Raw genomic sequence first — 24,582 nt, forward strand, 5'->3', positions numbered from 1 at the left:
GCTGCAAAGGGGTATATCGCAATAACCAAATAGTCCCGATTACTTCCAGAATCGGTTGATGATCTGCTCGCGACCAGCGCCAACGCCAATGAACGTCACGCGGGTGTGTGCCAGATCCTCGATAAACGCCACGTAGTCCTGAGCCTCTTGCGGCAGCTCATCAAAGCTGCGACAACCGGTGATATCGCACTTCCAGCCGGGGAGTTCCTCGTAGATGGGCTTGGCATGCTCAAAGCGCACCTGATGCTCGGGCACGCTGGTGTAGCGCTCGCCGTCGACGTCGTAGGCCACGCACACCTTGATGGTGTCGAAGGCCGAAAGCACGTCGAGCTTGGTCAGGGCGATATCGGTGAGGCCGTTGACGCGCGAGGCATAGTTGGCGATAGGGCCATCGAACCAGCCGCAGCGACGACGGCGACCGGTGGTCACGCCGTACTCGTAGCCCCCCTCGGTCAGCGTGTGGCCGGCCTCGGACTCATAGGAAAGCTCGGTGGGCATGGGGCCCGAACCGACGCGGGTGATATAGGCCTTCATGACGCCCAGCACGCGGTCGACGTTCTTCATGCCCACGCCGGAGCCGGTGATGGCGCCGCCGGCGGTGCAGTTGGAAGACGTCACGTACGGATAGGTGCCGTGATCGATGTCGAGCAGCGTTGCCTGGGCGCCCTCAAACAGCAGGTCCTTGCCCTCATCGATCATGTTGTTGAGCAGCAGGCTCGTCTCGGTGATGTAGGGACGCAGGCGCTCGGCCATGGGCAGGTACTCGTCGCAAATCTGGTCCACGGTGTAGGTGGGCAGGTTGTAGATGAGCTCGAGCTCGGGGTTCACGCGGGCAAGAGCGGTCTCCAGCTTGTCGCGGAACAGTGCCTCGTCCAGCATGTCCTGCATGCGCAGGCCAATGCGGGCCATCTTGTCCTGATAGCACGGACCGATGCCGCGCTTGGTGGTACCGATGTTCTTCTTGCCGAGCTTCTGCTCAAAGGCGCCATCCAGATCGATGTGGTACGGCATGATGACATGCGCGTTGCCGCTAATCTTGAGGTTCTTGGTGGTGATGCCGTCGGCCTCGAACATGTCGATCTCCTCAAGGACAACCTTGGGGTTGACGACACAGCCGTTACCGATCACCGACACGTGGTCGGAATACATGATGCCGGAGGGCACCTGGTGCAGGCCGTACTTCTTGCCGTTGACGACGATGGTGTGGCCGGCGTTGTTGCCGCCCGAGTAACGCACGACGGCATCGAAGTCGCCGGCGACCAGGTCGCAGATCTTACCCTTGCCCTCATCGCCCCACTGGGCACCGACCAAAACGGTTGACGGCATGTTTACTCCTTACATTCATGGACTGTCTACGCGCCACGCCGGCACGCAGAAGCACAAAACATTCCTAGTATACCCGTGCAACGGGCGCCTGTCCTACTCCTCGGCATGTGCCCCATCAAGCTCATAGAACTTGGTGGATGCCGGCAGGAACATCAGGTCGACGTCGCCGATCGGGCCCGAACGGTTCTTGGCCACGACGATACGCGTAACGCCCTCGTCGGGTCGATCGTCGCGCGAGGCTTCGGCCTCGTCGGCGGAGCGGTCCAAGAACATAACGATATCGGCGTCTTGCTCGATGGAGCCCGATTCACGAAGGTCGGAAAGCTGCGGGCGCTTGCCGGTACGGGATTCGACCTGACGCGAGAGCTGCGACAGCGCGATGAGCGGGATCTTGAGCTCCTTGGCCATGATCTTCAGACCACGCGACATCTCGGAGACCTCGACGGTACGGCTCTCGGAGCGGCGTCCCGGCGGAGGACTCACCAGCTGCAGGTAGTCCAGGATGATGATGGCCTTCTCCTTGTTATGGAGCATGCGGCGGCTCTTGGCACGAATCTCGGTCACTGTGGTGCCGGGCGTATCGTCAATCAGAATATCGAGCTTGGATAAGGTCTGCGTGGCCTCGTTGATATTGGCCCACTGCTCGGGGCTAATGCGGCCCATGCGGAAGTCACTGATCGAGATCATGGCGTAGGCGCAAATCAGGCGCTGGGCAATTTCCTTGCCCGACATCTCCAGCGAGAAGAAGCCGACGGTATAACCGGCAGCGGCAGCGTTGAGCGCCAGATTCAGAGCGAACGACGTCTTACCCACAGCAGGGCGGGCGCCGATGATGATGAGCTGGCCCTCGCGAAAACCCATGAGTATGCGGTCGAGCGACGGGAAGCCCGTGGGCACGCCCGCAGCCTGGCCACCGGCCTGGCACACTTCCTCGGCCTCGTTATAGGCCTCGACCATAAACTCGGTCAGCGTCTTGTAGCTCGACTTGACCTCGCGCGCCGTGACCTTGAGCAGCTTGCTCTCGGCTAGCTCCACGACCTCTTTGGTATCGGTGGGAGCGTTATAGGCCAGCGCGTTGATCTCGTTGGTGGCGCCGATCAGCTCACGCAGCATCGAATCGCGGCGAACGATGGCGGCATGGTGCTGCCAGTTGACGAGCGACAGGGTCTGACCCATCAACTCCAAAATATACGCTTCGCCGCCCACGGCATCGAGCTTGTTGACGCTTCGTAGGTAATCGATCAGCGAGATGGAGTCGATGGGAATGCGGCTGTTGTACATATCGACCATCGCGGTATAGATGGTCTTATGAATGGGCCGGTAGAAGTCATCGGGCTGCAGCTCGACCTGGGCTTCTTCGACCACCTCGGGCGATAGCAGCATAGCGGCCAGTACATTGGCCTCTGCATCTTGGTTTTGGGGAAGACCCAACTTTGAGCCGCGGTCCTCAACCGTCAGCCCGGTCTCCCTATCGTCATATGCCATGAGCATCCTCATTCATATCGCTTGCGAGCATCCATAGTATCAGCCACGGTCCCAAAACGCGCCGCGCGCCGCCAATCATCACCGAACCAAACGGATGAACGGTCCTGTATATAGGACTTCGACGCAACGTTCACCATGACACTCACTCAGCGCAAAAAACAAAAGGGCACCCTGGTTTCCCAGAGCGCCCTTCTTAGAACAAGATTGTTGCGTTGCAGCAAATGCTACTCGGCAGCAGCCTCAGTCTCGACCTCGGCGGTCTCGGCCTCGGCGACCTCAGCGGCCTCCTCGACCTCAGCCTCGGCAGCGAGCTCCTCGGCGGTAACGCCGACGAGAACGACAACCTCGGCCTTGATCTCGCGGTACAGCGAGATGGCAACGGTGTGGGCACCGGCAACCTTGATGGGCTTACCGAGCTCGACGCGCTTGCGGTCGATGTCCATACCGAGCTGAGCCTTGATGGCATCAGCGATCATAGCGGCGGTAACGGAGCCAAAGAGGATGCCCTCGTCGCCGACCTTGACGTCAACGGTGACCGTCTTGCCCTCGAAGGCAGCCTTGGTCTCGTTGGCGGTAGCCAGACGGACGGCCTCGCGCTTGGCGATGTTGTTGCGACGCTCGTCAAGCTGCTTGAGGTTGCCCTTGGTGGCGGCAACAGCGAGCTTCTTGGGGAACAGGAAGTTCTCAGCGTAACCCTGAGCGACCTCTACGACGTCACCCTCGCCGCCCTTGCCCTTGATCTCATCGAGAAGAATAACCTTCATGATGCGTCTCCCTTCTTAGCCGCGGTCGCGGTTGCCACGAGAGGAAACCACGGGGACGGTGTACGGCAGGAGAGCCATCTCGCGGGCGCGCTTGATGGCGTTGGCGATGTCATGCTGATGCTGCGTGCAAGCGCCAGTGACGCGACGGGGCTTGATCTTGCCACGGTCGGTCATGTACTTACGGAGAAGCTGAGTGTCCTTATAGTCGATGAACTCAGTGTTCTCCTTGCAGAACTGGCAGTACTTACGACGCGGCTGACGTGCAGAAAAATCATTAGCCATGTCAAAATACCTTTCATTTGGCAACTTCGGCGAACCGAAGCCGCCTCTCACTCAAAAATAGGTGAACAACCCTTAGAACGGGATGTCCTCATCGTAGACGTCGACCGCGGGCGGCGTAGCCACCGGCGCGGCAGGACGTGCTGCAGGCGCGGGAGCTGCGGGGGCGTAACCGCCCTGGTCGTAGCCACCCTGGCCACCACGGGAGCTCATAAACTCGATCTCATCGACGATGACCTCAAGTTTGCTCCGGCGCTGGCCGTCGCGCTCCCAAGAGCTGTAGCGCAGCTTGCCCTCGATCGCGACCTTGTTTCCCTTTGCCAGGAAACGGCTCACGGCCTCGGCGCGGGTGCCGAACATGGTGCAGTCGACAAAGTTGGGATAGTCCTCCCACTCGCCAGTCTGCGCGTTGCGGCGACGATCGTTCACGGCGACGCCAAAGGACAGAACCTGGGTTCCGCCGGCTGTGGCGCGCAGCTCGGGATCGCGGGTGAGGTTACCGGTGATGTTCACTCGATTGATGCTCATAACTCACTACTTCCTCTTGGGGCACAAGCCCAGTCCAAAACGACAGTCTTACTCCTGGTCGTCGCGACGGACGATCATGTGGCGGACCACAGCGTCGGTGATGCGCAGGACGCGATCAAGCTCGGCGATCTGGGTAGGATCTGCGTGGAAGTTGATGAGGGTGTAGTCACCATCGGTGAGGTCGTTGATCTCGTAGGCGAGCTTGCGCTTGCCCCACTCGTCAACGGAGTCGACCTTGCCAGCGCCCTCAGCGATCGTGGTATCGATACGCTTCATAACAGCGAGACGAGTCTCGGGGTCGAGCGACGGGTCAACAAAGAACAGCAGTTCATAAGCCTTCATATTGTCACCTCCTCTGGGCAAATGTGGCTTCAGGTCGTGAAGGTGCGCCTGAAGCAGGAAAAGACTTGGTAATAATATCTTTCAACCTCCTAGGTTGCAAGAATATGCAGCTACAACCTCATGACCTCCACATATGCCCATACTCGCACGACGTTTCATGCGCATTCCAACCAAATGCTGACCAAAAGCTTGACGGATCTGTGGACAAGATACGGTGCCGTGAGGACAAGCTGAGCCAAGTCGCAGGTCAACGGGCGCATGGTCGTGGTCACAAAATGCATACCAGTGGCCCACAGCACCACCCAAAGATTTTTAAATTCATTGCCAAATCGCTTATAAATACCCCTTTTGAACAATTGAGTTGATCAACTACGCTGGTCGGAAGCCGTTTTTTGGCATCTCAAACCCCGCTGCAACGCCAAACGCGGCCAAGCGTTTTAAAAAATGCCAACTTTTCTGTTTGCACTTTGCGATTCCTCGTGTATACTGACTTTCGCATTTAACGGAGAGTTGTCCGAGTGGCCGAAGGAGCACGATTGGAAATCGTGTAGGCGTCAAAAGCGTCTCCAGGGTTCAAATCCCTGACTCTCCGCCAGTTAATTCCAAAGCAGGCCTTCGAGCCTGCTTTGTTTTTACCCCACGCGGAGGGGTGGCAGAGTGGTTGAATGCGGCGGTCTCGAAAACCGTTTGGCCTGTATAAGGTCACGAGGGTTCGAATCCCTCCTCCTCCGCCATTTTGGTTGAGAAAGCTCCCGAGAATGGGAGCTTTTTTGTTTTGAGTCCCCAACAAGCAAACACGGCGGAGGAGGAGGGATTCGAACCCGCCAGGGCCCGGAGCGTAAAGAAAACGCGCCCGTGGCGCGTTTTTAGCGCAGCGCGGTCGGCGCAAGCCGACCGGATAAATTTTGAGCGGAGCTCAAAATTTGGACATCCCTCCTATTCGACCACGCCCCCATCGCGTTCAGCATCAACCCGGATCCCCAAACATGGAACCTATGACCGTACCCAGTCCCGACCGTTTGCCGAGCAATAGGGGCGCAATCGGCGCCGAACATGTACTATGTACGGGCATTGTCTAAACCCGTAACTCAAAGGACCCCATCTTGCCCGTTGCCGCCGCTATGATCGTTACCGCACACGCCTCGGATGCCATGGTTGCCATCCCGTTTTGGCTCGAGATGTTCGCCGTCGTCGCGGCATCGATCTCGGGCGTGTTGGTCGCACGCGAGCACAAACTCGACCTGGTGGGCGCCGTCGCGCTCGCCGTGGTCTGTGGACTGGGCGGCGGTCTTTTGCGCGATATGACGCTGCAGGTGGGCAACGTCTACATCCTCAACCAACCGATGGCGCTCCCGCTCTCCATCGCCACCGCGGCCATCATCTACATCTTCCCGGCAATCGTCGACAAGCCCGAAAAGCTCATTCCCCTGCTCGATATCATCTCGGTGGGTATTTATGCGGCAACCGGCGCAGACAAGGCGCTGGTCTACGGCTTTGCGCCGGCGGTGTGCATCATGATGGGCTTTTTTACCGCGGTGGGCGGCGGCATGCTGCGAGATGGTTTTATGGGTGTGGTGCCGGGTATCTTCCAACGCACCAACTTCTATGCCATCGCGGCCATCGCCGGATCGGCAAGCTATGTTTGCCTTGTCATGAGCGGCTTGGTCAGCAATGTCGTCGCACTGGTCGTTTGCGTCGTGGTGACCATGGGACTACGCTGGCTGTCGCTGCGCTTTGATATCAAAAGCCCCACCGAGGATGACATCGCACGCTTTTTGCACCGCAAAAAGTAGGTGGCGCGGGCTCATCCTTCGAAATGCAACCGAGAGGTTCTTTTAGAGCGCCCACGCGTTGGGTACCCTGTTAGGTGCATGTCGAGCATCTGACGAAGGATTCACTATGCCCTGTAATCAATTCCCGTCGACCCAGCGCCGTAAAGCGTGGGGCCGCATCACGATCTTATTCGCGCTCATCACTCTAGCGGTCACCGCGCTTCCCACGGCGTCGTTCGCCGGCACGGACACCGCAGGCAACGTACTTGCGACCGACAATGACGCCAATTCGTCCGGCGTCGAAGGTGACCTGTACTGGGCAGGTCAGGCCCTCAACTTGGACGATGCGTCCATCGGCCGCGACATAATTGCAGCAGGCGAGAGCCTCTCCATCCGCGACTGCACGGTGGGCGGCGCCGTCCGCTTGGCGGCACGCACTATCGATATCGCCAAGACCACGGTTGATGGCAGCGTCACGGTCGTCGGTCAGCACGTTGTGCTCAATTCCGACAGCACCGCCAACTGTTTTTACGCGATAGGCGAGACGGTTGCCCTGCGCGGCTCTACCAAGTCGGCAGCGCTTGCGGGCGACACGGTGACCATCGATGGCACCGTCGAGGGCGATGTCGAGGTTTGGGCCGACAAGCTCATCCTGGGCAAGAACGCCCACATCACCGGCACCGTGAACGCGCACGTCTCCGAGGACCCCGAGCGTGCCGCAGGAGCCGAGGTAGGCGCGCTCAAGATCGACCGCACCGAGAACGAGGATACTTCCACCGTTAACGATGTCATCGGCGGTATCGTCGCCGCGGCACTCTCGACCTGCTTTGTCGCTCTGCTGCTCGAGCTCGTCTTTCCGCGCGCGACCGCCAGCGCCGCCGGCATGCTCCACCAGCGCCCCATACCCCTGTGGGTGAGCGGTCTTCTGGGCACGATTGCTATCGTCCCCGCCGTCCTACTGCTAATTATCTCTATCGCTGGTCTGTCGCTTGCCGGAGCCCTCTTGTGCGGCGTTATCGGCATCGCGTTGGTGTCGAGTGCCTTTGCGGGGTGCGCGATCTCCCGCATGGTCGGACACAACCAAAACCGCTACGCCATGGCAGCCGTGGGCGGCGTAATCGCAGGCGCCCTCACGGGGCTTCCCCTCGTAGGTGACTTCATCAGCGGCGTAGCCTTTGTCTTTATGCTCGGCTACGTTATCCAGATCATCTGGCGCAACGCCCACCTCAAGCCGCAGCAGCCGGCTAACATGCCAGGACTCCCCACCGCTTAGCCACCAACCACCACAAAGGTGCCAGGTTACTTTGCACCAACAAACGAAGCGGGGCACTCGGTCATGTCGACCGGGTGCCCCGCTTTTCTTGGAGGGTTCTCTAGTAACTTTTTCAAAACCAATGATCATCAGGTCGGTAGGCCTGTGCGTCACTCGCTACGGAGGCAGCACGCCATTAAGCAGGGGGGCAATTATTTTTCACGACGACCGCCTCCCCGCTTGATGACGAGCGCGACAACAATAGCCGCCACTCCGATGGCAGCCAAAGCCGCCACCAGCACCAACGTTCTATCTCCCATCGAGGGCATAAAGCCTCGACTTGCTTCTTTGCTTGGAGTGTTGAGCACCGACAGTTCAATCGAACCCGTCCCGGCATCAGCGGTATCAACCCGCAGAGGGCTTTCGGCCGACACGGTCACCTTGGGCTTCGCGGCTGCAACCTGTTTAACGTCCAATCCCTCGGACGTAACCGTTACCGTTCGCTTGCCCTCAAAGGCGGTGTATCCCTTGGGAGCCGCGACCTCTTCGACGGTGTAGACACCCGCGTCCACACCGCTCAATTCCACATGGCCGTCCGCGCCCGTGGTGACGCACGCGGCGGCATCCGTCGACCACGAGCCGTCGGTCGTTAGGATGCGCCCGCGGTCATCGATGATGCGCAGCTTGGCGCCCGCGAGCGGTTTATCGTCCGAGCTTGAGCGCTTGATCAGACTGAGTCCCCAGGTGTAGGCGCACGCGTCATCGCTCGGCGTGCGGGTGAAGCCGGCGTCGCCGGACTGGTCGGCGAGAGGAGAGCGCGGGTAGCGCAGGCAGACCTCGTTGGGGTTGCCCTTGGTAGCGCCCCTATTGCAGCTGGCCCCCAACGGCGCATCGTAGACAGCAACCACGCGGGCGCCCGCGGTGAAGGCGTCGACCCCGCCGAGCGCGGCGACGAGGTCGCCGGTGCGCACGGTGAAGGTCTTACCGTCGACCGCCACCTTGGTGGCGCACTGGGCCGTGATGTCGGTCCAGCCCTTCGCGGGCTCGGTGCCGACGCGGCCGTCCTTGTCGGTCTGGACCGCGTCGAAGCCGCCGTCCGCGCCCGCCGCCACGTACACGCGCATGCTCGCGGCGACCTTGGAGGGGTCGAGCCCCGCGCTCATGGTGTCGACGAACCGAACCGTATAGGTGTCGTAGGCCGTGAGGCCCGCCGGGACCGTGGCAGAGAGGCGCCAGTACAGGTCGTCGGCGACCGTGGCGTCGGCGGCCTTCTGCCAGGCGGCGGCGCTGTCCTCCAGCACGTGCTTGGACACCTTGGGGGTCGCGGCCTTGGGCTTGACGGTGACGGCGCTGCCGCCCACCAGGGCCATGATCGGCGCGGTGCCGGCCTCGTCCTGGTCGATGGCGTCGTCGTCGGCGACGATGAGCCAGTAGCCACAGGGCAGCTCGGCCGCCATACCCGCGTTGAGGGGAACAGAAGCGGCACCTGCATTGCAAATCGCACAGGCGAGCCTTGCCGCCAGAGCGGTCGACATATGTCCGTCGGCATTCAGCCACTCGGCAGCCTCTTGCGCCGTCGATGCCGAGCTATCAAACCCCGCATCATAAAGAACGGGAAGGACAGCCTGACGAGCTGCATCGCTCGCCCACGCCAAGTCCGTCGCGACCTTTTGATCGAAGCCGGCTTTATCGGTAACAGTTGCCGAAAAGAGCTGGTATGCATCGTATTGCGTCGCGACGTCGCCGCCAATCGTGATGGCTCCGGCATCGGCAGCACGGGCCGTCTCGGGCGACGCGGCAAAAGCGAGGATAGTCGTCATGGCCACCATCATGACGGTCAACAAGCGGCGGTGCAGTTTACTCACGGCGACCATCTCGATCATGACCACGGTGGCGACGAGCATGCATCCACGTCGCGGCAAAACACAACAGCGAAGCGCCGGCAAGATATGTCATAGTCAAGCCAGCCCCGCCCGCCTCAGGTAGCGTAGTCGAGTACTTGTTGGTAAAGGTCGGCGGATTCTGAGAGCCATCGTTATAGGTAACTAGGGCGTCGAGCTGGTCCGTGCCATTAGTTACCTTAACCGTGACGTTGTACACGGTCCTGTCATAGGTGATGTGATCTTTAACATGGTCGACGGCGCCCTCGGGCTCGACCTCGGAGATGGTGTAGGTATAGGTTCCCGCCTTGTTGTACTTGACGTCAAAGGAGACATTTCCCTTGTCATTATTGGTCACCGTCTGGAGCACCTTGCCCTCGGCGTCCTTGAGCACGAACGAGAACTGCCCCGCCTTGAAAGTGCCACCTTCAAGCACTTTCTTTGCTTTAATAACCGCAGAGCCCGTTAGGCGATTGTCGTAGATCCAGATCTCGTCCTTTTTGTCATCGCCGATGATTTCGGAGTCTTTGACGATGCTCTTCGCTTTATTGAGCTCAGTTTGATACTCCTCATCGTCAGCATTACCCTTAAGCATGATCCACGTGGGCGCCGCCGCGGCATAGCCGTCAGGCGCTTTCGTCTCCACGAGCTGGTAAAGCACGCAATTTACCATCGCCTTGTCTTCTGCGCCAAACGAGATTTTGCCGTTGGCGTCGGTGGGGGCGGCTTCAAACTTAGTCCTTGCATTCTCGATACCCACCGTTGCAACCTGGTCCATATTCACGCTGTAGAGCGTAAACTCCGCACGCTCGAGCGTCGCACCGACCTGCTGGGCGTCATACTTGGTCATCGTGATGCCGTAGCCGTTGCCACCTGCGCTGGCAGAAGCTTTTTTAATTTCCCATGTTTGATCATCAGTCGCAGAACCGTCCTTCACACCCGTAAGCATGGCGGTATTGGATAGAGGAACCTTGTTGCCAGGGTTTCCGGTCGGGATAACCTCATACTCGACCTGGAGGTATTTCTTGTCGGGTACCTTAAGCGTCAACTTCGTACGCGAGCCAGTTTCATCCTTGACCTGCTCCACCTTCGACGAATAGTCCTTATCAGCCAGCGGTGACCAGGCACCATACACCCACTCATAGACCTTAAGCGTCGACGGCACCAGCGTGCACTTGGCATCCATGGTATCGACGAGCTCAAGGAAGTCGGTGCCGTTTTTAAGGGCAACGGCAGACTCGTTAACAAGAACGGTGTACTTAATGCGGTTGCTACTACTGACCTGTTCACCAGTCTTTTTGATAACGTTGTTCTTGATGGTGACGGTGCCACTGCCGGATTCGAACTTCTTGCTTCCCGACTCGGCGCTGGCCTTGTTGGTGAACTTCACCTCGTTTGTGGAGGTATCGAGCCCACCGCGCTTGACCGCCGTCTTGTACGTGAGCTTTGCGTAGCCGGCATAGCTTTCAAGCTCAGTCGTGGGGATGGAGAAGGTGACCGTATTGCCGTTGCGGCTGACGTTGTCGGCGGCGAGCGTCCGACCCGTAACGGCCTCCTTGGCCTCGCCTCCGCGATGAAGCCCCGTATGTTTATCATAGGGGTTCTGCACGAGCGTATACTTTGCGGAATTCGCAACATAGCTCATACCATCCGGAAGGCTATCAACGATATTCAGCGGTTTCCCGCCCAGCTTTCCAGCTCCATAGTATTCGAACTCGCCATTTGCGCCCTTATTACCCTTTTGGCGGTTTGCATACACCGTCCAGTCGACGATCCAGGCGCCCTTCTCATCCGAGCCGTCAACGGTATGCCAATCGAAGTTCTCAACCCAAGACACCTTCGACTCCGTTTCCGGCTTCTCGACCGCGGGCGCCGTTTCTTGGTTGACAACGTACTTGACGGGTTCGGTGAACGGCCACTGTAGTCTCAGGCCCGGTGCTTCGACCGCTGCGAAGTTTGAGTACCAGCCCGACAGCGCTTCTGATGTGGTGTCGTAGGTGATAACGGCGTAGTCCTCGTTCTCGAGAGCGGCTTTCACGTTGTCGGTAACGATGATTTTGAGGTCGTAGTTTTTCTTTGTTTCATTACCCGGATAGCTGGTCGTTGGTCTCCAGTCGGTGCCCGGAACCAGCTTGGTATTGCCGATTTTAATGGTAATGGAGTTTTCGTCGACACCAAGCTTCTGCGACCATGCCGACTGAAACGTGTCCTTCACCGTCACCTCGCCTGGATGGGCCGCATTGACGATCGCCTTCAGCGCGACCTTCGTCTCCCACGTCGCCCTGCCCGTCGTCGCCGCCTCATCGTATCTCACGAGCCTCTTGGCGATCGGCACAACACCCGTCAGCTGCGGCGTGAAACTGCCATCATCGCTACCGGAAACGGAGCCTCCGCGCTCGATGGCCGCGCTGTTGTGCACAGTGTCGTACGAGCTCGTGTCGTTCATCTTGGTGTGATAAACGATGCAGTAGGTGGCGTACTTATCCTCAAGGTTGTTCGGGAACGTATAGGAAAAGGAATTATCCTTAGGTTCAAGTTTTCTTTCACAAATCTTGACTCCGCTCGCCTCCGAGTCGCCTTTGTAAACCGTAAAGTTGCCCGTATACGTCTGTTTTCCGTCCAGATTATCAGTGAACATGTAGCCGCTCATGTCGGCCTTGAGCTTGCCTTGGTTGAGCTTGACCGTCCACTTGATGTCCGACGGCGTGCCTGAGCCATTGGACTTCTTGATCATGTCATAGCCGAATGTAACAGGCTCAGCCGTAGCTGTTCTGTTATCGCTGTCGCTTGAGCCAGCCCAATTCCACGTTGCCGTATTCTCAGCTTTGATCAAATCGCCGCCGTTCGCGGCAACGCCGCTCTTCAGCACCGTATCGTACGTGATCGTGTGGTTGCCCTGGGAAAGGTTGCCCAGGCTGTCGAGGGTTACGACCTGGCCGTCGATCATCGGCTGGGAGTCAAGCTTCTTGCCGTCGAGCTTGAAACTGTCGTTCACAAAGTCGAAGTTGTCGCCCAGCGTATCAGTGAAGCTAACGTCCGTAGCATACGACTCTACGGTAAGCGTAACAGTCCAGGTAACCTTGGCCACGCCATCTGCGCCCTGGGAGAAGGTCCCCGACTTCGTCCCCGTGACTTTGCCGTCCTTGGTAGGGATTTTGATCGTTCCCACACCAGGGAACACGACAGATGCGCTGCTGCCTGAGCCGGTGCCCTTGCCTGCAAGCTCGAACGAGAAATTGGCTCCGACATAAATCTCCGCAGGGTTTGACGCAAGCCAGTTTTTGTCAAACGCAAAGATGACCTTATTGTCCTTAATCTTCCACGTGCCAGCCTTGGCGGCAGTGGCTTCCGGACCCTCCATGAGGTCGCCGCCGTCGTTGTCGTAAACGACAATGGTGTCGGGCAGCTTATAGACAGCGATGTTCTTCTCGGGCGTAGGCGCCTTGCCGCCTTTGAATTGTGCCGAGAAAGCTCCATAGAGCGTCGAAGTGGACGTTACGGGATCCTCGAGCTTTTGAGTGTGGTGCTCATCGGTATACAGCCTGACATCAACCGTCGCCGTATCCCCATCGATCGCAATCGGATCGGGCTTCGCAACGTCATCGGCGCGCACGGGGGATGCGCCGTGAAAAACTGCGGCGGTGAGGCTAATCAAAATGAAGATCAGGGCCGCCATACCAAGCGACCGCGAGCGGTGTGCGTCCATAGTTGTCCCTTAATTCCTACAACACAGTGTGGAATACGGCGAATCGTCGGATCGAACACAAGCCCCAACATCTACGAGAACCTACCTAGCGCATTGCAAGAACCCATTGGGGGGCAACTTCTAAGACGGTTCGTCTATGCCACAATGCATAAAATACAATATAGATAACAGTCATGTAAACCGCTGGTAAAGAGGTCTTTTAATGTAATACCAGTTGATATTTATCTGTTAACGGTTTTGTATCAAAGCGGTTATATCCTGTGGAATTATGTATATGTTTAAACAACTTTACTTTGGCTGGAAAGCCGCTCGGGGGATAACCTCCTCCACCGTGGTGCAAAGTAACCTGTCCCCTTGCACCAAAAAGGGCGCCGACCATTGCGGTCGACGCCCTTTCTTGTTAGTCGCTATAAAGCCCAGCGCTTATTTGTTGACCTGGCCGGCGCGAACGGCAGCCTTCTTGCGGTCGGTGGCGTTGAGCAGACGCTTGCGCAGGCGGATGTTCTTGGGAGTGATCTCGACCAGCTCGTCGTCGGCGATGTACTCCAGCGCCTCCTCCAGCGAGAAGGTGCGGGGCGGCACCAGCTGAACGGAGATATCGGAGGTCGAGGAGCGCTGGTTGCCCAGGTTCTTGGTACGGGCGATATTGACGACCATGTCGCCAGCCTTGCTGCGCTCGCCCACGATCATGCCCTCGTAGCACTCGGTGCCTGGCTCAACAAACAGCTGACCGCGCTCCTGCAGCGTACCCAGGGCATAGGCAACGGCCTTCTCGGTGGTCATAGAGATCATTGCGCCGTTCTGGCGGTTGCCGATCTCGCCGGCATAGGGGCCGTACTCCAGGAAGGTGTGGTAGAACACGCCCTCGCCGTGGGTGACGTTCATGATGCGGTTCTTAAGACCCATGATGCCGCGGGTCGGAATCTTAAACTCGAGGTGCGTCACGATGCCCGAGGTATCCATGCTCGTCATGATGCCGCCGGAGGTGCCGAAGACCTCAACGACCTTGCCCGAGTACTCGTCCGGGCACTCGACGACGGCCTGCTCGACGGGCTCCATCTTGTTGCCGTTCTCGTCCTTCTTAAACAGAACGCGGGGACGGCCGACCTGGAACTCAAAGCCCTCGCGGCGCATGGACTCCATCAGAACGGACAGGTGCAGAATGCCGCGGCCCGAGACCTCGACGCCGCTCTTGTCCTCGAGTTCCTCGATCTTCATGGTCACGTTGTTCTCGGCCTCGTTGAACAGGCGCTCCTTGAGCTGACGGGCGCCCACGATGTCGCCGTCGCGGCCGACAAGCGGGGAGGTCGAAGCCTCAAAGACGATGGACAGGGTCGGCGGGTCGATCTCGATGGGCTCGAGCTCGACAGGGTTCTCGGGATCGGTGTAGACATCGCCGATATCGGTGCGGTCGATACCCACGACAGCGGCGATGTCGCCGGCGCCGACTTCCTGGCACTCGGTACGGCCCAGGTAGTCGAAGGTAAAGAGCTGCTTGACGGTGGCGGTAGCGCTGGAGCCGTCGTTCTTGACAACCAGGATCTGGTCGCCCTGGTGGATGGCGCCAGAGTACACGCGGCCGATACCGATGCGGCCGACGAAGTTGGAGTGGTCGATGGTCACGCACTGCATGGCCAGCGGGGCGTTCTCGTCAACCTCGGGCGCGGGCATGTCGTCGATAATCATATCGAGCAGCGGGTACATGTCCATGTTGCCGTCGTTGGGGTCAAGACGGGCAAAGCCGTTCATGGCGCTGGCGTAGACCACGTGCTCCATGGCGAACTCAAGCTGGTCGTCGGTGGCGCCCAGGTCGGCCATGAGGTCCAGGCAGTCGTTGTAGGCCTTCTCGGGGTTGGCGCCCGGACGATCGATCTTGTTGATGACGATCATGATCTTGAGGCCGGTGTCGATAGCGTGACGCAGCACGAAGCGGGTCTGGGGCATGGGGCCCTCAAAGGCGTCGACCAGCAGCAGGGCGCCGTCGGCCATACGCAGCACGCGCTCGACCTCGCCGCCAAAGTCGGCGTGGCCCGGGGTGTCGATGACGTTGATCTTGACGTCCTTGTACTCGATAGAGATGTTCTTGGCGAGAATCGTGATGCCGCGCTCGCGCTCCTGGTCGTTAGAGTCCAGGACGCGGTCCTCGACCTGCTGGTTGGCACGGAAGGCGTCCGTGGCACGCAGGAGCTTATCAACCATCGTCGTCTTGCCGTGGTCGACGTGGGCGATGATGGCGATGTTCCTCAGATTGTCTACGCGCATGTAGTTCCCCTATCTTCTATCCATATACAAACGGCACGCGTATGCGACCCACCCAGCGATACAACGCTCAGCGGGAATATTGAGCCTTTTACCGAAAACTCGTTTATTTTAGCGATTTTAGATGAGAGGGGTTTCCTCACCTGCAGGTTCAGGGTCGCTCCACATAAAACCATCGCCGGCGCCCATGCCCTCATACAGCACATATGCCGAAAAGCCGCTCTCGAGCGTCGTCTCAAAGAAGCTCACGAGCAGAGCATCGTGATAGCCGCCGTCAATCTCGACGCAGCCGGTATAGCCGATGGCATAGCGGGCGATGCGGCCCAGGCCCTCGTCCTTAAGACCCATCTTGTGCTCGGAGATAAAGTTGGTGGCAGCCTCCAGGCATGCCTCCTCGCCATCCTCGTCGAGCGCGGCCAGATAGCGATTGGAAGCAGCGTCCTCGATCGCCACAACTACGCCCGGATTCTCGCCGGCGGCAAGGTCGTCCAAGAACGCACCAATCAGGTCACACACCATGGCGTCGAGCTCGGCGGAGACGTTACCGGCGTCCTGCATATCCTGTGCCATCTCTAGACCTTCCCATCGAATCCGGCGTCGTTACAGTTCTTGTGCCTCGGCAGCGATCTTGGCGGCAGCGTCGCGGGCGCGCGTCATATCCATCGCGCGCTTGTCGAGCACCTTGATCTGGTTGGTCAGCATGACCGCATCGACCACACCCCAGATTACCAAGCCTGTTGAAATCGAAAACCCAAGCGCACCAACTGTACCACGAAGACGAGAACAGATTACCGCGACAAGGGCGGAGATGATAACCATCTTGATATAGGAGCCGCGGCGCTCGCGAAGCGTGCGGGCCTGCGTCACATAGGCGATGCGAGCCGCCTCGGATGCCTCCGAGCGCATCTGGGCTTCACGCGCGATGGCGGCCGCTTCAGCCGATACGCGGGTACCCATCAATGACCTCTCCGCTCGCGTGCCAGACATTTAGAAATCATCGGGGGAGAGCGTATGGACGAACTCGTCGAACTTCTCGAACTCCTGCTCGTCGTCAACTTCCTCGGCATGGGCAGAAACGGTACCCAGGCGATTCATGATGTCGTCCTCCACGAACATGGGGGCATTACTGCGCACGGCAAGGGCAATGGCGTCACTGGGGCGGGCGTCAATCTTGCGCTCGTCACCATCGACCAGCACGACAATCGTCGCATAGAACACCGGCGGCTCGGCGCGAACGATCTCGATGCGCTCGAGCTTGGCTCCCAGGGCATCGACGGTGTCAAGCAGCAGGTCATGCGTAATCGGGCGCTCGGCGCGACCGCTATCGATGCCACGGCTAATGGCCGCGGCCTCAAACGAGCCGGTCTGAATGGAAAGCGAACGCAGGGGCGCCGTCGAATCCGACTTGCCGCAGCGCTCACGAAGCACGATAAGCGATGGCACGGGACCGGCGGCCATGACGATGGTCTCTATGTCGACACGAACCATGGAACACCTCCGGTACGTAGCGGTTAACACACGGCAGGGTCGCCGCATTGAATAGCTATACTACCCAATCTTTCGCCCAGCACACAAAATCAAAGTAGTTAATTTGGGACGGGGCTATTTTGACTACTTTTAGTTGGATAAGAAAAAAGCCCCGAGGCAATGCCCCAGGGCTCTTAACGTTTTGATGGTGGACCTGACAAGATTCGAACTTGTGACCTCCCGGTTATCAGCCGGACGCTCTAACCAACTGAGCTACAGGTCCATCATGGTGGAGGTTAGGGGGATCGAACCCCTGACCTCAGGCTTGCAAAGCCCGCGCTCTCCCAGCTGAGCTAAACCCCCACGGAGAAAGTAATAAACACCCCAGCGGCGACTCGGCTCTCGCTGGGGTGTTTATTGCGAAAGAAAGTGGTGGACCTGACAAGATTCGAACTTGTGACCTCCCGGTTATCAGCCGGACGCTCTAACCAACTGAGCTACAGGTCCATCGCGCAAGGGATATATTAGACGAGTCGTTACGCGCGCGTCAACAACTTTTTTGAAAAACTTTGAAGGGTGCCCACCGAGTGGGTGAGATGGGTTAGGTTTGCTGCTCGGACAGTCCTGCGCAAGACGAAGGCCACATTAAGTGGCCTTCTTTGCGTGCGGAACTCGCGACAAACCTAACCCATCTCACCCACTCGGCGGGCACGGGGTCCAAGATTGTCAAAAAAGCGGTCGGCGCGCAGGTGCGCCGACCGCCGATATATGGGGTCTGATATTTTCTACCAGCTAGTTCCTCTTACTCGTCGAGGAGATCTTCTGGCATGTCGTTGCCGTCGCCTAGGTCGACTGGGGCCTCTTCGGCGTCGGCTGCGGCCTCGGCACCTTCGCCTTCGGGCTTCTCTTTGGCGGCAGTCATGCGGGCTACGGCGCAGATGCGGTCGTTGTCGTCGACAGTCATCATCTTGACGCCCTGGGTGGCTCGACCGGTTTGGCTGATCTCGTCGGTCTTGACGCGAATGACCGTCGCGCCCTCCGTCACGATGAACAGCTCATGCTGCGGGCCCACCGTCTTCATGGCTGCGAGATTACCCTTGCGCTCGGTCATCTGGATGGTGTAGACACCCTGACCGCCGCGGTTCTGCTCCGGGTAATCCGAGACCGGCGTGCGTTTGCCGTAGCCGCGCTCGGTAATGACGAACAGGTCGCCGTTACCGTTGGTAATCTCCATACCAAGAACGCTCACGCCTTCCTTCATGCCAATACCGCGGACGCCGCTGGTATCGCGACCGGTAGCACGCACCTGGTCCTCGGGGAACATAATCGCCTTGCCCGCGGTGGTTGCCATGATGATCTTGTCACCCTCGCGCACGCGACGCACAGCGAGCAGCGCGTCGTCGTCCCTCAGGTTGATGGCGATCAGGCCATCGCGGCGGCTACGGTCGTAGGCGCTCATCACGGTCTTCTTGACCATGCCGCTCTTGGTGGCAAACATCAGGTACTCGTCGGCGGGGAACTCGCGGCAGCTGATGACGCTCGCGATCTTCTCGCCCTCCTCGAAAGGCAGCAGGTTGACGATCGCGGTGCCGCGCGCCTGGCGCGTGCCAACCGGCAGCTCGTGCACCTTCAGACGATAGACTTTGCCCTTGCTCGAGAAGAACAGCACGTACTCGTGCGTGGATGCGATAAACATCTCGTCGATAACGTCGTCCTCTTTGAGATTGACGCCCGACACGCCCTTGCCGCCGCGCTTTTGGGCGCGATAGGCGGCCACCGGGATGCGCTTGACGTAGCCGGTGTGGGTGATGGTCACGACCATGTCCTCGTCGGCAATCAGGTCTTCGACGTCCAGGTCCTTCTCGACATGGCTGATCTCGGTGCGGCGCTTGTCGCCGAACTTCTTGGAAATCTCGCGCATCTCTTCCTTGATGACGCCCAGGATTTTCTCCTCGTGCGCCAACAGGTCCTCGTAGTAGGCGATAGCACGGCGCAAGCCGTCCAGCTCTTCCTGAATCTTGTCGCGCTCCAGGCCGGTCAGGCGGCGGAGCTTCATCTCGAGGATGGCCGTAGTCTGCTCGGGCGTAAAGCCAAAGCGCTCGATCAGGCGACTGCTGGCCTCGGAATCGGTCTGCGAGGAGCGGATGATGCTGATGACCTCGTCGATATGGTCGAGAGCCATCAGGTAGCCCTCGAGGATATGGGCACGCGCCTGGGCCTTCTTGAGGTCAAAGCGGGTGCGGCGGGTGACGACGTCGACCTGGTGGTCGATGTAGTGCTGCAGCATCTCGCGCAGGCTCAGGCATTTGGGAACGCCGTTGACAAGCGCCAGGTTGTTGGCGCCAAAGGTCGTCTGCAGCGAGGTGTACTTGTACAGGTTATTGAGCACGACCTGCGGGATGACGCCCTTCTTGAGCTCGATGACCAGACGGATACCCTTCTGGTTGGACTCATCGCGCATATCCGAGATACCCTCGATGCGCTTGTCGTTGACGAGCTGGGCGATCTTCTCCTGTAGGGTGCCCTTGTTGACCATGTAGGGAATCTCAGTAAAGACCAGGCGGCTACGGCCGGTCTTGGTGGACTCCACATGAGCCTTGGCGCGCACGGTGATGGAGCCGCGGCCGGTCTCGTAGCTCTGCTTAATGCCGGCACTGCCCATGATGATGGCGCCGGTGGGGAAGTCCGGACCGGGCATGATCTGCATGAGCTCGTCGACGGTGGCGTCGGGGTTGTCGATCAGGTAGCACGTGGCCTCGATCGCCTCGGTGAGGTTATGCGGGGCGATGTTGGTGGCCATGCCGACGGCGATGCCCTGGCTGCCGTTGACCAGCAGGTTGGGGAAACGCGCGGGCAGTGCCACGGGCTCGGCGAGCGACTCGTCGTAGTTGGGCTGCCAGTCAACGGTATCCTTTTGCAGGTCGCGTAGCAGTTCCATGGCGGGCTTTGCCAGGCGGCTCTCGGTGTAACGCATGGCGGCGGCGCCGTCGCCGTCGATATTGCCGAAGTTGCCATGACCGTCAATGAGCGGCGTGCGCATGGAGAACCACTGTGCCAGGCGGACCATGGCCTCGTAGACCGCGAAGTCACCGTGCGGATGGTACTTACCGATAACTTCGCCGACCGTCCAGGCCGACTTCTTGTGCGGACGGTTGGGGTAGATGCCGCTCTCGTTCATTGCGTACAGGATGCGACGGTGCACCGGCTTTAAGCCATCGCGCACGTCCGGCAGGGCGCGCGCCGTGATGACCGACATCGAGTACTCGATAAACGACTGCTTCATCTCGTGGCCAAACTCCGAAATCTGGAGCTGGCCGCCGTTGATATCCTCGCCGGCCGAGGCGCCACGGTCGACTTCGCCAAAGCTCTCCTCGAGCTCACCGTCGTCGTCTTCTTCCTCATCATCATCGGCATCGGGGTTATAGGCGTCCGGGTCGCCGTCCTCGCCCTGCTCAGCACGGGCAAGCAGGCGCTTCAGATCATCGGGCATGCCGGCATCGCCGGCCTCGTCCATACCCTCGTTGTTGTTGATATCGTCTGCCACGTTACCTCCTCATGGTTTGCGTGGTCCATTAGTTCCCCACCACGGAGACGGATTACCGGGAACACCGGATAACCCTCCTAGGTTTTCCAGGTGCCCCAGGTTGCCCTGAAGGATGAGGGCGCACGCCTTGCGTGCGGCGCCCGAAATCCTGAAGGGCAAGATGGGGTGCCTGGGAAAGCTAGGCGTCTAGGAATCGTGCGTCATGCGCGTGCTTCTCGATGTACTCGCGGCGATAGCCGACCTCGGAGCCCATCAGTTCGCGCACGGCGCGGTCCGCCACCACGGCGTCCTCGATCGACACGCGCTGCAGAATGCGGGTCTTGGGGTCCATCGTCGTCGAGGCAAGTTGCTTGGGGTCCATTTCGCCCAGGCCCTTGTAGCGCTGAACGGTGTAGCCTTTGCGCTTCTTAGTGATCTTGCCGTCCTTGGCCTTACCGTCCTCGTCGTTGTCGTCAGGGTTCAGCCCCAGGCTCTGGATGGTGTCGCGCAGGATCTCGTCTTCGGGCTGGCGGCCGTTGGGATACACGTAGTGAATCTTGTTGCGCACCTTGATGCCAAAGATGGGCGGGCAAGCGACGTAAACGTAGCCGGCATCAATCAACGGGCGCATGTACTTGTAGAAGAACGTCAGCAGCAGGATGCGGATATGCGCACCGTCGACGTCTGCATCGGTCATGATGATGATCTTGTGGTAGCGCGCCTTGGTGATATCAAAGTCGCCGCCGTCGCCGGCGCTCGTCGTGACGCCGCAGCCGATCGCAGTGATGAGCGACTGGATGGTGTCGCTCGAGAACGCACGATGATCGCCTACGCGCTCGACGTTCAGAATCTTGCCGCGCAGGGGCAGGATCGCCTGGATGTCTCGGCGGCGGCCGTCCTTGGCCGAGCCGCCTGCCGAGTCGCCCTCTACGATAAAGAGCTCAGTCAACTCGGCATCGCGCACCGAGCAGTCGGCGAGCTTGCCGGGCAGCGACGCCGTCTCGAGCAGGCTCTTGCGGCGGGTCGCCTCGCGCGCCTTGCGGGCGGCGTTGCGCGCCTTGCAGGCCTGTTGGGCCTTCTTGACGATCTCACGAGCGGGCTTGGGATGCTCCTCGAGGTAATCGGCAAGGCCGTCGGTCACAATCTTGAGCGTCAGCGCGCGCATATAGGAGCTGCCGAGCTTGGCCTTGGTCTGGCCCTCAAACTGCGGATCGGGCAGTTTGACCGAGATAACGGCCGACAGGCCCTCGCGGACATCATCGCCGGTCAGGTTGGCGTCTTTTTCCTTGAGCAGGTTCTGCTTGCGAGCGTAATCGTTAATCACGCGGGTGAGTGCGGTACGGAAGCCCTCGAGGTGCATGCCGCCCTCGGGGGTGTAGATGTCGTTGGCAAACGACATGACGTTCTCGCCGTAGCCGCTATTCCATTGCAAGGACACCTCGACCTCGCCCATCTTGGTCACGGGCGCATCCGGATCTGATTTGCCCTCAATATAGATGGGCTCCTTAAAGGCCTCGGGGACATCCTTGCCCTCGTTGAGGAACTTGACGAAGTCGATGATGCCGCCGGCATAGCAAAACTCCTCCACATGGGGAGTCGCCTCGCGCTCGTCGGTCAGCACGATCTTGAGGTTCTTGTTGAGGAATGCCGTCTCCTGCAGACGGTTGTGCAGCGTGTCGAAATCGTAGATGCAGGTCTCGAAGATCTCGTCGTCGGGCCAGAAGGTGACAGTGGTACCCGTCGTCTCCGAAGTGCCCACGACCTCCATCTTCTTGACGGTCTTGCCGCGCGAGAACTCCATCTCGTAGATGTTGCCATCGCGGCATACCTGTACGACCACACGCTTGGACAGGGCGTTGACAACGGAGATGCCCACGCCGTGCAGTCCGCCCGAGACCTTGTAGGCCGAGTTATCGAACTTACCGCCGGCGTGCAGGATCGTCATGACGACCTCGAGCGTCGGGATCTTTTTGATAGGATGCTCGTCGACGGGGATGCCGCGCCCGTTGTCGACGACCGTGATGGAGTTGTCGGCGTGGACCGTCACCTGAATCTCGGTGCAGAAACCGGCCATGGCCTCGTCGACGGAGTTGTCAACGATCTCCCACACCAGGTGATGAAGACCGCTGGCGCTCGTCGAGCCAATGTACATGCCCGGGCGCTTACGAACGGCCTCGAGACCTTCGAGAATCTTAATCTCGCCGCCATCGTAATCGTTTTCGTTTGCCACACGTCCTCCTTCAGTTAAGAAAATGTGTACAGCCTTACTAGTTTATCGTAAAAAAATACCCTCGGGAACGAGGGTATTTGGCTCTACAAGGCCACCAGATGCGATTTAAGGCTCTTTTTTGCCCTGCACGCCCTTGTCCCACTCGGCACTGGCTCTCATGGCATTCTCGAGGGCCTCGCGCAGTTTTTGGTCTTCGATGGGTGCCACTTGGCGCTCAATCTCGGCACGCTCGGCACCGCTTAGGTCGGCATGCGGAGCCGGCGGACGCTCGGCCACGGCCGGACGCAGGCGCTCTTTTGCAGCGGGCGGTGTGTGGCCGGGGGCGGTCGTCTTGAACACCAGGCCGTCGACGTGCGCGCCGGCGCGCTCCATGCGCGCGCGGATAATCTCGCGCAACAGTGTCATCTCCTGCGTCCATGAGGGTGAATCGAGGTACACCAGCAGTTCGTTGGACTCGGGCAGGTAACGCAGCCCCGTCACATGGCGTCCCTCGCGCGTGCCCGAGCACACCGCATTCCAGGCGCGATAGACCGCACGAGACTCCTCCGCAGCCTCCATCTGCGCGCGGCGCTCAGGTGTCGCGGCCGCCAGGATACGCTGACGCTCGGCATCCAAAAAGCCGCCAAAGGCAACCGTTCCGTTCTCGCGGTCGTAATTAGCACGTCTCACCCATGCTCACCACCTTGGCTCGATCAAGCAGGTCATCGGTAAAATACCCCAGATTGGTGGTGGTTATGACTGTCTGGATATCATCACCGATCAGCTGCAGGAAAGCGCCTCGGCGCCCGGCGTCGAGCTCGCTCATCACGTCGTCCAAAAGCAGCAGCGGTGCGGTGCCCAGGATATCGCGCGCCACGGCCACCTCTGCCACCTTCCAGGCAAGCACCAGCGTTCGCTGCTGGCCCTGGCTGGCAAATGAACGGGCCGATCGGCCCGCGACGGAAAACTCAATCTCATCGCGATGCGGACCCACAAGCGTCACGCCGCGGCGAATCTCCTCGTCGGCACGCTCATCGAGCGCCAAGAGCATGCGCTCATACGCCCAGCCCCTGAGCTCGTCGCGATCCACGGTGCGAGGCAGGTCGCCAAGCGTGGACACATAGGACACATCGGCGGGCTCGCCGGATGCCACGCGGCCATAGGCGTCGCGCACATGGCCCGACAGCCGGTCGAGCAGTGCCAGACGATGCACGAGCAGGGCCGAACCGGCGCGGGCGATAGATTCATTCCAGGCGCCGAGCATCTCGCGGCAGCACCAGGCCTCCTTGAGCAGGGCATTGCGCTGGGTCACGCAGCGCCCGTAGGCACTAGCCAGATCGGCATAGCGCGCACTCAGCTGAACGCCAAAGTCATCAAGTGCGGCGCGGCGTACGCTGGCACCCCGCTTGACCATATCCAGGTGGTCCGGACAAAACAAAACGCTCGGCAGCACCCCGCGCACGCCGGACGCAGCGCAGCGCTTGCCGTTGCGGCCAAATGAACGCTTGCCATCTTCCACGCTCAGTCCCATGTCCAGCACGCGCCCATCACCTTCGAGCCTCAGCTCGACCTTGCATGAGCCTGTGCCGTCGTGCACGAGCTCGGCTGCGGTCGGATGCCTAAACGAGGCGCCACTCGTCAGCAGCTGCAGCGCCTCTATGAGGTTGGTCTTTCCCGCCGCGTTGGGGCCTGCGAGCACTGTCACACCGTCGCTCAGGGCAAGGCGGTAACTGTCGAAGCTGCGATAGCGCGCAACGGAAAGATCGCGTGCGAACATGGTCATGAGCGAT

Annotated in this window: 18 protein-coding genes and 5 tRNA genes; 4 read left to right on the plus strand and 19 right to left on the minus strand. The window is 59.7% G+C overall.

From position 1 onward, the window contains the following. Positions 1–39: 39 nt before the first annotated feature. The 6 genes from AAAX32_RS03850 to rpsF all read right to left on the minus strand — a co-directional run bounded on the left by AAAX32_RS03850 (position 40) and on the right by rpsF (position 4,724). Positions 40–1,326, minus strand: coding sequence for an adenylosuccinate synthase (locus AAAX32_RS03850; protein ID WP_349100049.1), 1,287 nt, complete (start codon positions 1,324–1,326; stop codon positions 40–42). A gap of 93 nt (positions 1,327–1,419) precedes the next feature. Continuing rightward, positions 1,420–2,817, minus strand: a complete 1,398-nt coding sequence (dnaB, locus tag AAAX32_RS03855; RefSeq protein WP_349100050.1) for a replicative DNA helicase — start codon at positions 2,815–2,817, stop codon at positions 1,420–1,422. Positions 2,818–3,035: 218 nt separating this feature from the next. After that, on the minus strand, positions 3,036–3,575 hold the full coding sequence (gene rplI, locus AAAX32_RS03860; RefSeq protein WP_022094073.1) for a 50S ribosomal protein L9: 540 nt from the start codon (positions 3,573–3,575) through the stop codon (positions 3,036–3,038). A 15-nt stretch (positions 3,576–3,590) separates the two neighbouring features. Beyond that, positions 3,591–3,857 carry a 30S ribosomal protein S18 gene (rpsR, locus tag AAAX32_RS03865; RefSeq protein ID WP_006235829.1) on the minus strand — a complete coding sequence of 89 codons (267 nt, stop codon included), beginning with the start codon at positions 3,855–3,857 and terminating at the stop codon, positions 3,591–3,593. Positions 3,858–3,929: 72 nt separating this feature from the next. Beyond that, positions 3,930–4,382 carry a single-stranded DNA-binding protein gene (gene ssb / locus AAAX32_RS03870; protein ID WP_006235830.1) on the minus strand — a complete coding sequence of 151 codons (453 nt, stop codon included), beginning with the start codon at positions 4,380–4,382 and terminating at the stop codon, positions 3,930–3,932. Between the two features lie 48 nt (positions 4,383–4,430). Next, positions 4,431–4,724, minus strand: coding sequence for a 30S ribosomal protein S6 (gene rpsF / locus AAAX32_RS03875; protein ID WP_006235831.1), 294 nt, complete (start codon positions 4,722–4,724; stop codon positions 4,431–4,433). 504 nt (positions 4,725–5,228) lie between these two features. On the opposite strand from rpsF, the gene AAAX32_RS03880 reads away from it, so the two are divergent. The 4 genes from AAAX32_RS03880 (at position 5,229) to AAAX32_RS03895 (ending at position 7,769) form a co-directional block, all read left to right on the plus strand. Continuing rightward, positions 5,229–5,319, plus strand: a tRNA-Ser gene (locus AAAX32_RS03880). Positions 5,320–5,367: 48 nt separating this feature from the next. Further along, a tRNA-Ser gene (locus tag AAAX32_RS03885) sits at positions 5,368–5,458 on the plus strand. A 369-nt stretch (positions 5,459–5,827) separates the two neighbouring features. Beyond that, positions 5,828–6,517 (plus strand): TRIC cation channel family protein, encoded by a 690-nt coding sequence (locus tag AAAX32_RS03890; RefSeq protein ID WP_229065363.1) that lies wholly within the window; start codon positions 5,828–5,830, stop codon positions 6,515–6,517. Positions 6,518–6,623: 106 nt separating this feature from the next. After that, a complete protein-coding gene (locus AAAX32_RS03895; RefSeq protein ID WP_349100051.1) occupies positions 6,624–7,769 on the plus strand; it encodes a polymer-forming cytoskeletal protein in 1,146 nt (381 codons plus the stop codon). 191 nt (positions 7,770–7,960) lie between these two features. Here AAAX32_RS03895 and AAAX32_RS03900 read toward each other — a convergent pair whose 3' ends face one another. The 13 genes from AAAX32_RS03900 to recF form a co-directional block, all read right to left on the minus strand. Continuing rightward, entirely contained in the window at positions 7,961–9,652 is a 1,692-nt protein-coding gene (locus AAAX32_RS03900) for a SpaA isopeptide-forming pilin-related protein (protein ID WP_349100052.1), read from the minus strand. Continuing rightward, the gene (locus tag AAAX32_RS03905) at positions 9,606–13,334 is read right to left on the minus strand and encodes an FctA domain-containing protein (RefSeq protein ID WP_349100053.1); all 3,729 of its coding nucleotides are present in this window, start codon (positions 13,332–13,334) and stop codon (positions 9,606–9,608) included. The genes AAAX32_RS03900 and AAAX32_RS03905 overlap by 47 nt, the downstream gene beginning before the upstream one ends. A gap of 423 nt (positions 13,335–13,757) precedes the next feature. Further along, positions 13,758–15,596: a translational GTPase TypA gene (typA, locus tag AAAX32_RS03910; RefSeq protein WP_055287536.1), complete on the minus strand. Its 1,839-nt coding sequence runs from the start codon at positions 15,594–15,596 to the stop codon at positions 13,758–13,760. 117 nt (positions 15,597–15,713) lie between these two features. Beyond that, positions 15,714–16,163, minus strand: coding sequence for a hypothetical protein (locus tag AAAX32_RS03915; RefSeq protein ID WP_089572580.1), 450 nt, complete (start codon positions 16,161–16,163; stop codon positions 15,714–15,716). Positions 16,164–16,193: 30 nt separating this feature from the next. Continuing rightward, positions 16,194–16,550, minus strand: coding sequence for a hypothetical protein (locus AAAX32_RS03920; protein ID WP_349100054.1), 357 nt, complete (start codon positions 16,548–16,550; stop codon positions 16,194–16,196). A gap of 30 nt (positions 16,551–16,580) precedes the next feature. Next, positions 16,581–17,081 (minus strand): bifunctional nuclease family protein, encoded by a 501-nt coding sequence (locus tag AAAX32_RS03925; RefSeq protein WP_117769724.1) that lies wholly within the window; start codon positions 17,079–17,081, stop codon positions 16,581–16,583. Positions 17,082–17,266: 185 nt separating this feature from the next. After that, positions 17,267–17,343: transfer RNA gene (locus AAAX32_RS03930), tRNA-Ile, on the minus strand. A gap of 4 nt (positions 17,344–17,347) precedes the next feature. Further along, positions 17,348–17,423, minus strand: a tRNA-Ala gene (locus AAAX32_RS03935). Positions 17,424–17,490: 67 nt separating this feature from the next. Further along, positions 17,491–17,567 (minus strand) — tRNA-Ile (locus AAAX32_RS03940). A gap of 295 nt (positions 17,568–17,862) precedes the next feature. Further along, the gene (gyrA, locus tag AAAX32_RS03945; RefSeq protein WP_349100079.1) at positions 17,863–20,574 is read right to left on the minus strand and encodes a DNA gyrase subunit A; all 2,712 of its coding nucleotides are present in this window, start codon (positions 20,572–20,574) and stop codon (positions 17,863–17,865) included. Between the two features lie 208 nt (positions 20,575–20,782). After that, on the minus strand, positions 20,783–22,813 hold the full coding sequence (gyrB, locus tag AAAX32_RS03950) for a DNA topoisomerase (ATP-hydrolyzing) subunit B (protein ID WP_349100055.1): 2,031 nt from the start codon (positions 22,811–22,813) through the stop codon (positions 20,783–20,785). Between the two features lie 105 nt (positions 22,814–22,918). Continuing rightward, a complete protein-coding gene (locus AAAX32_RS03955) occupies positions 22,919–23,482 on the minus strand; it encodes a DciA family protein (protein WP_349100056.1) in 564 nt (187 codons plus the stop codon). Then, positions 23,469–24,575 (minus strand): DNA replication and repair protein RecF, encoded by a 1,107-nt coding sequence (gene recF / locus AAAX32_RS03960; protein WP_349100057.1) that lies wholly within the window; start codon positions 24,573–24,575, stop codon positions 23,469–23,471. The genes AAAX32_RS03955 and recF overlap by 14 nt, the downstream gene beginning before the upstream one ends. Positions 24,576–24,582 lie beyond the last annotated feature (7 nt).

The sequence above is a fragment of the Collinsella sp. CLA-ER-H3 genome, assembly GCF_040092425.1.
GTDB lineage: Bacteria > Actinomycetota > Coriobacteriia > Coriobacteriales > Coriobacteriaceae > Collinsella.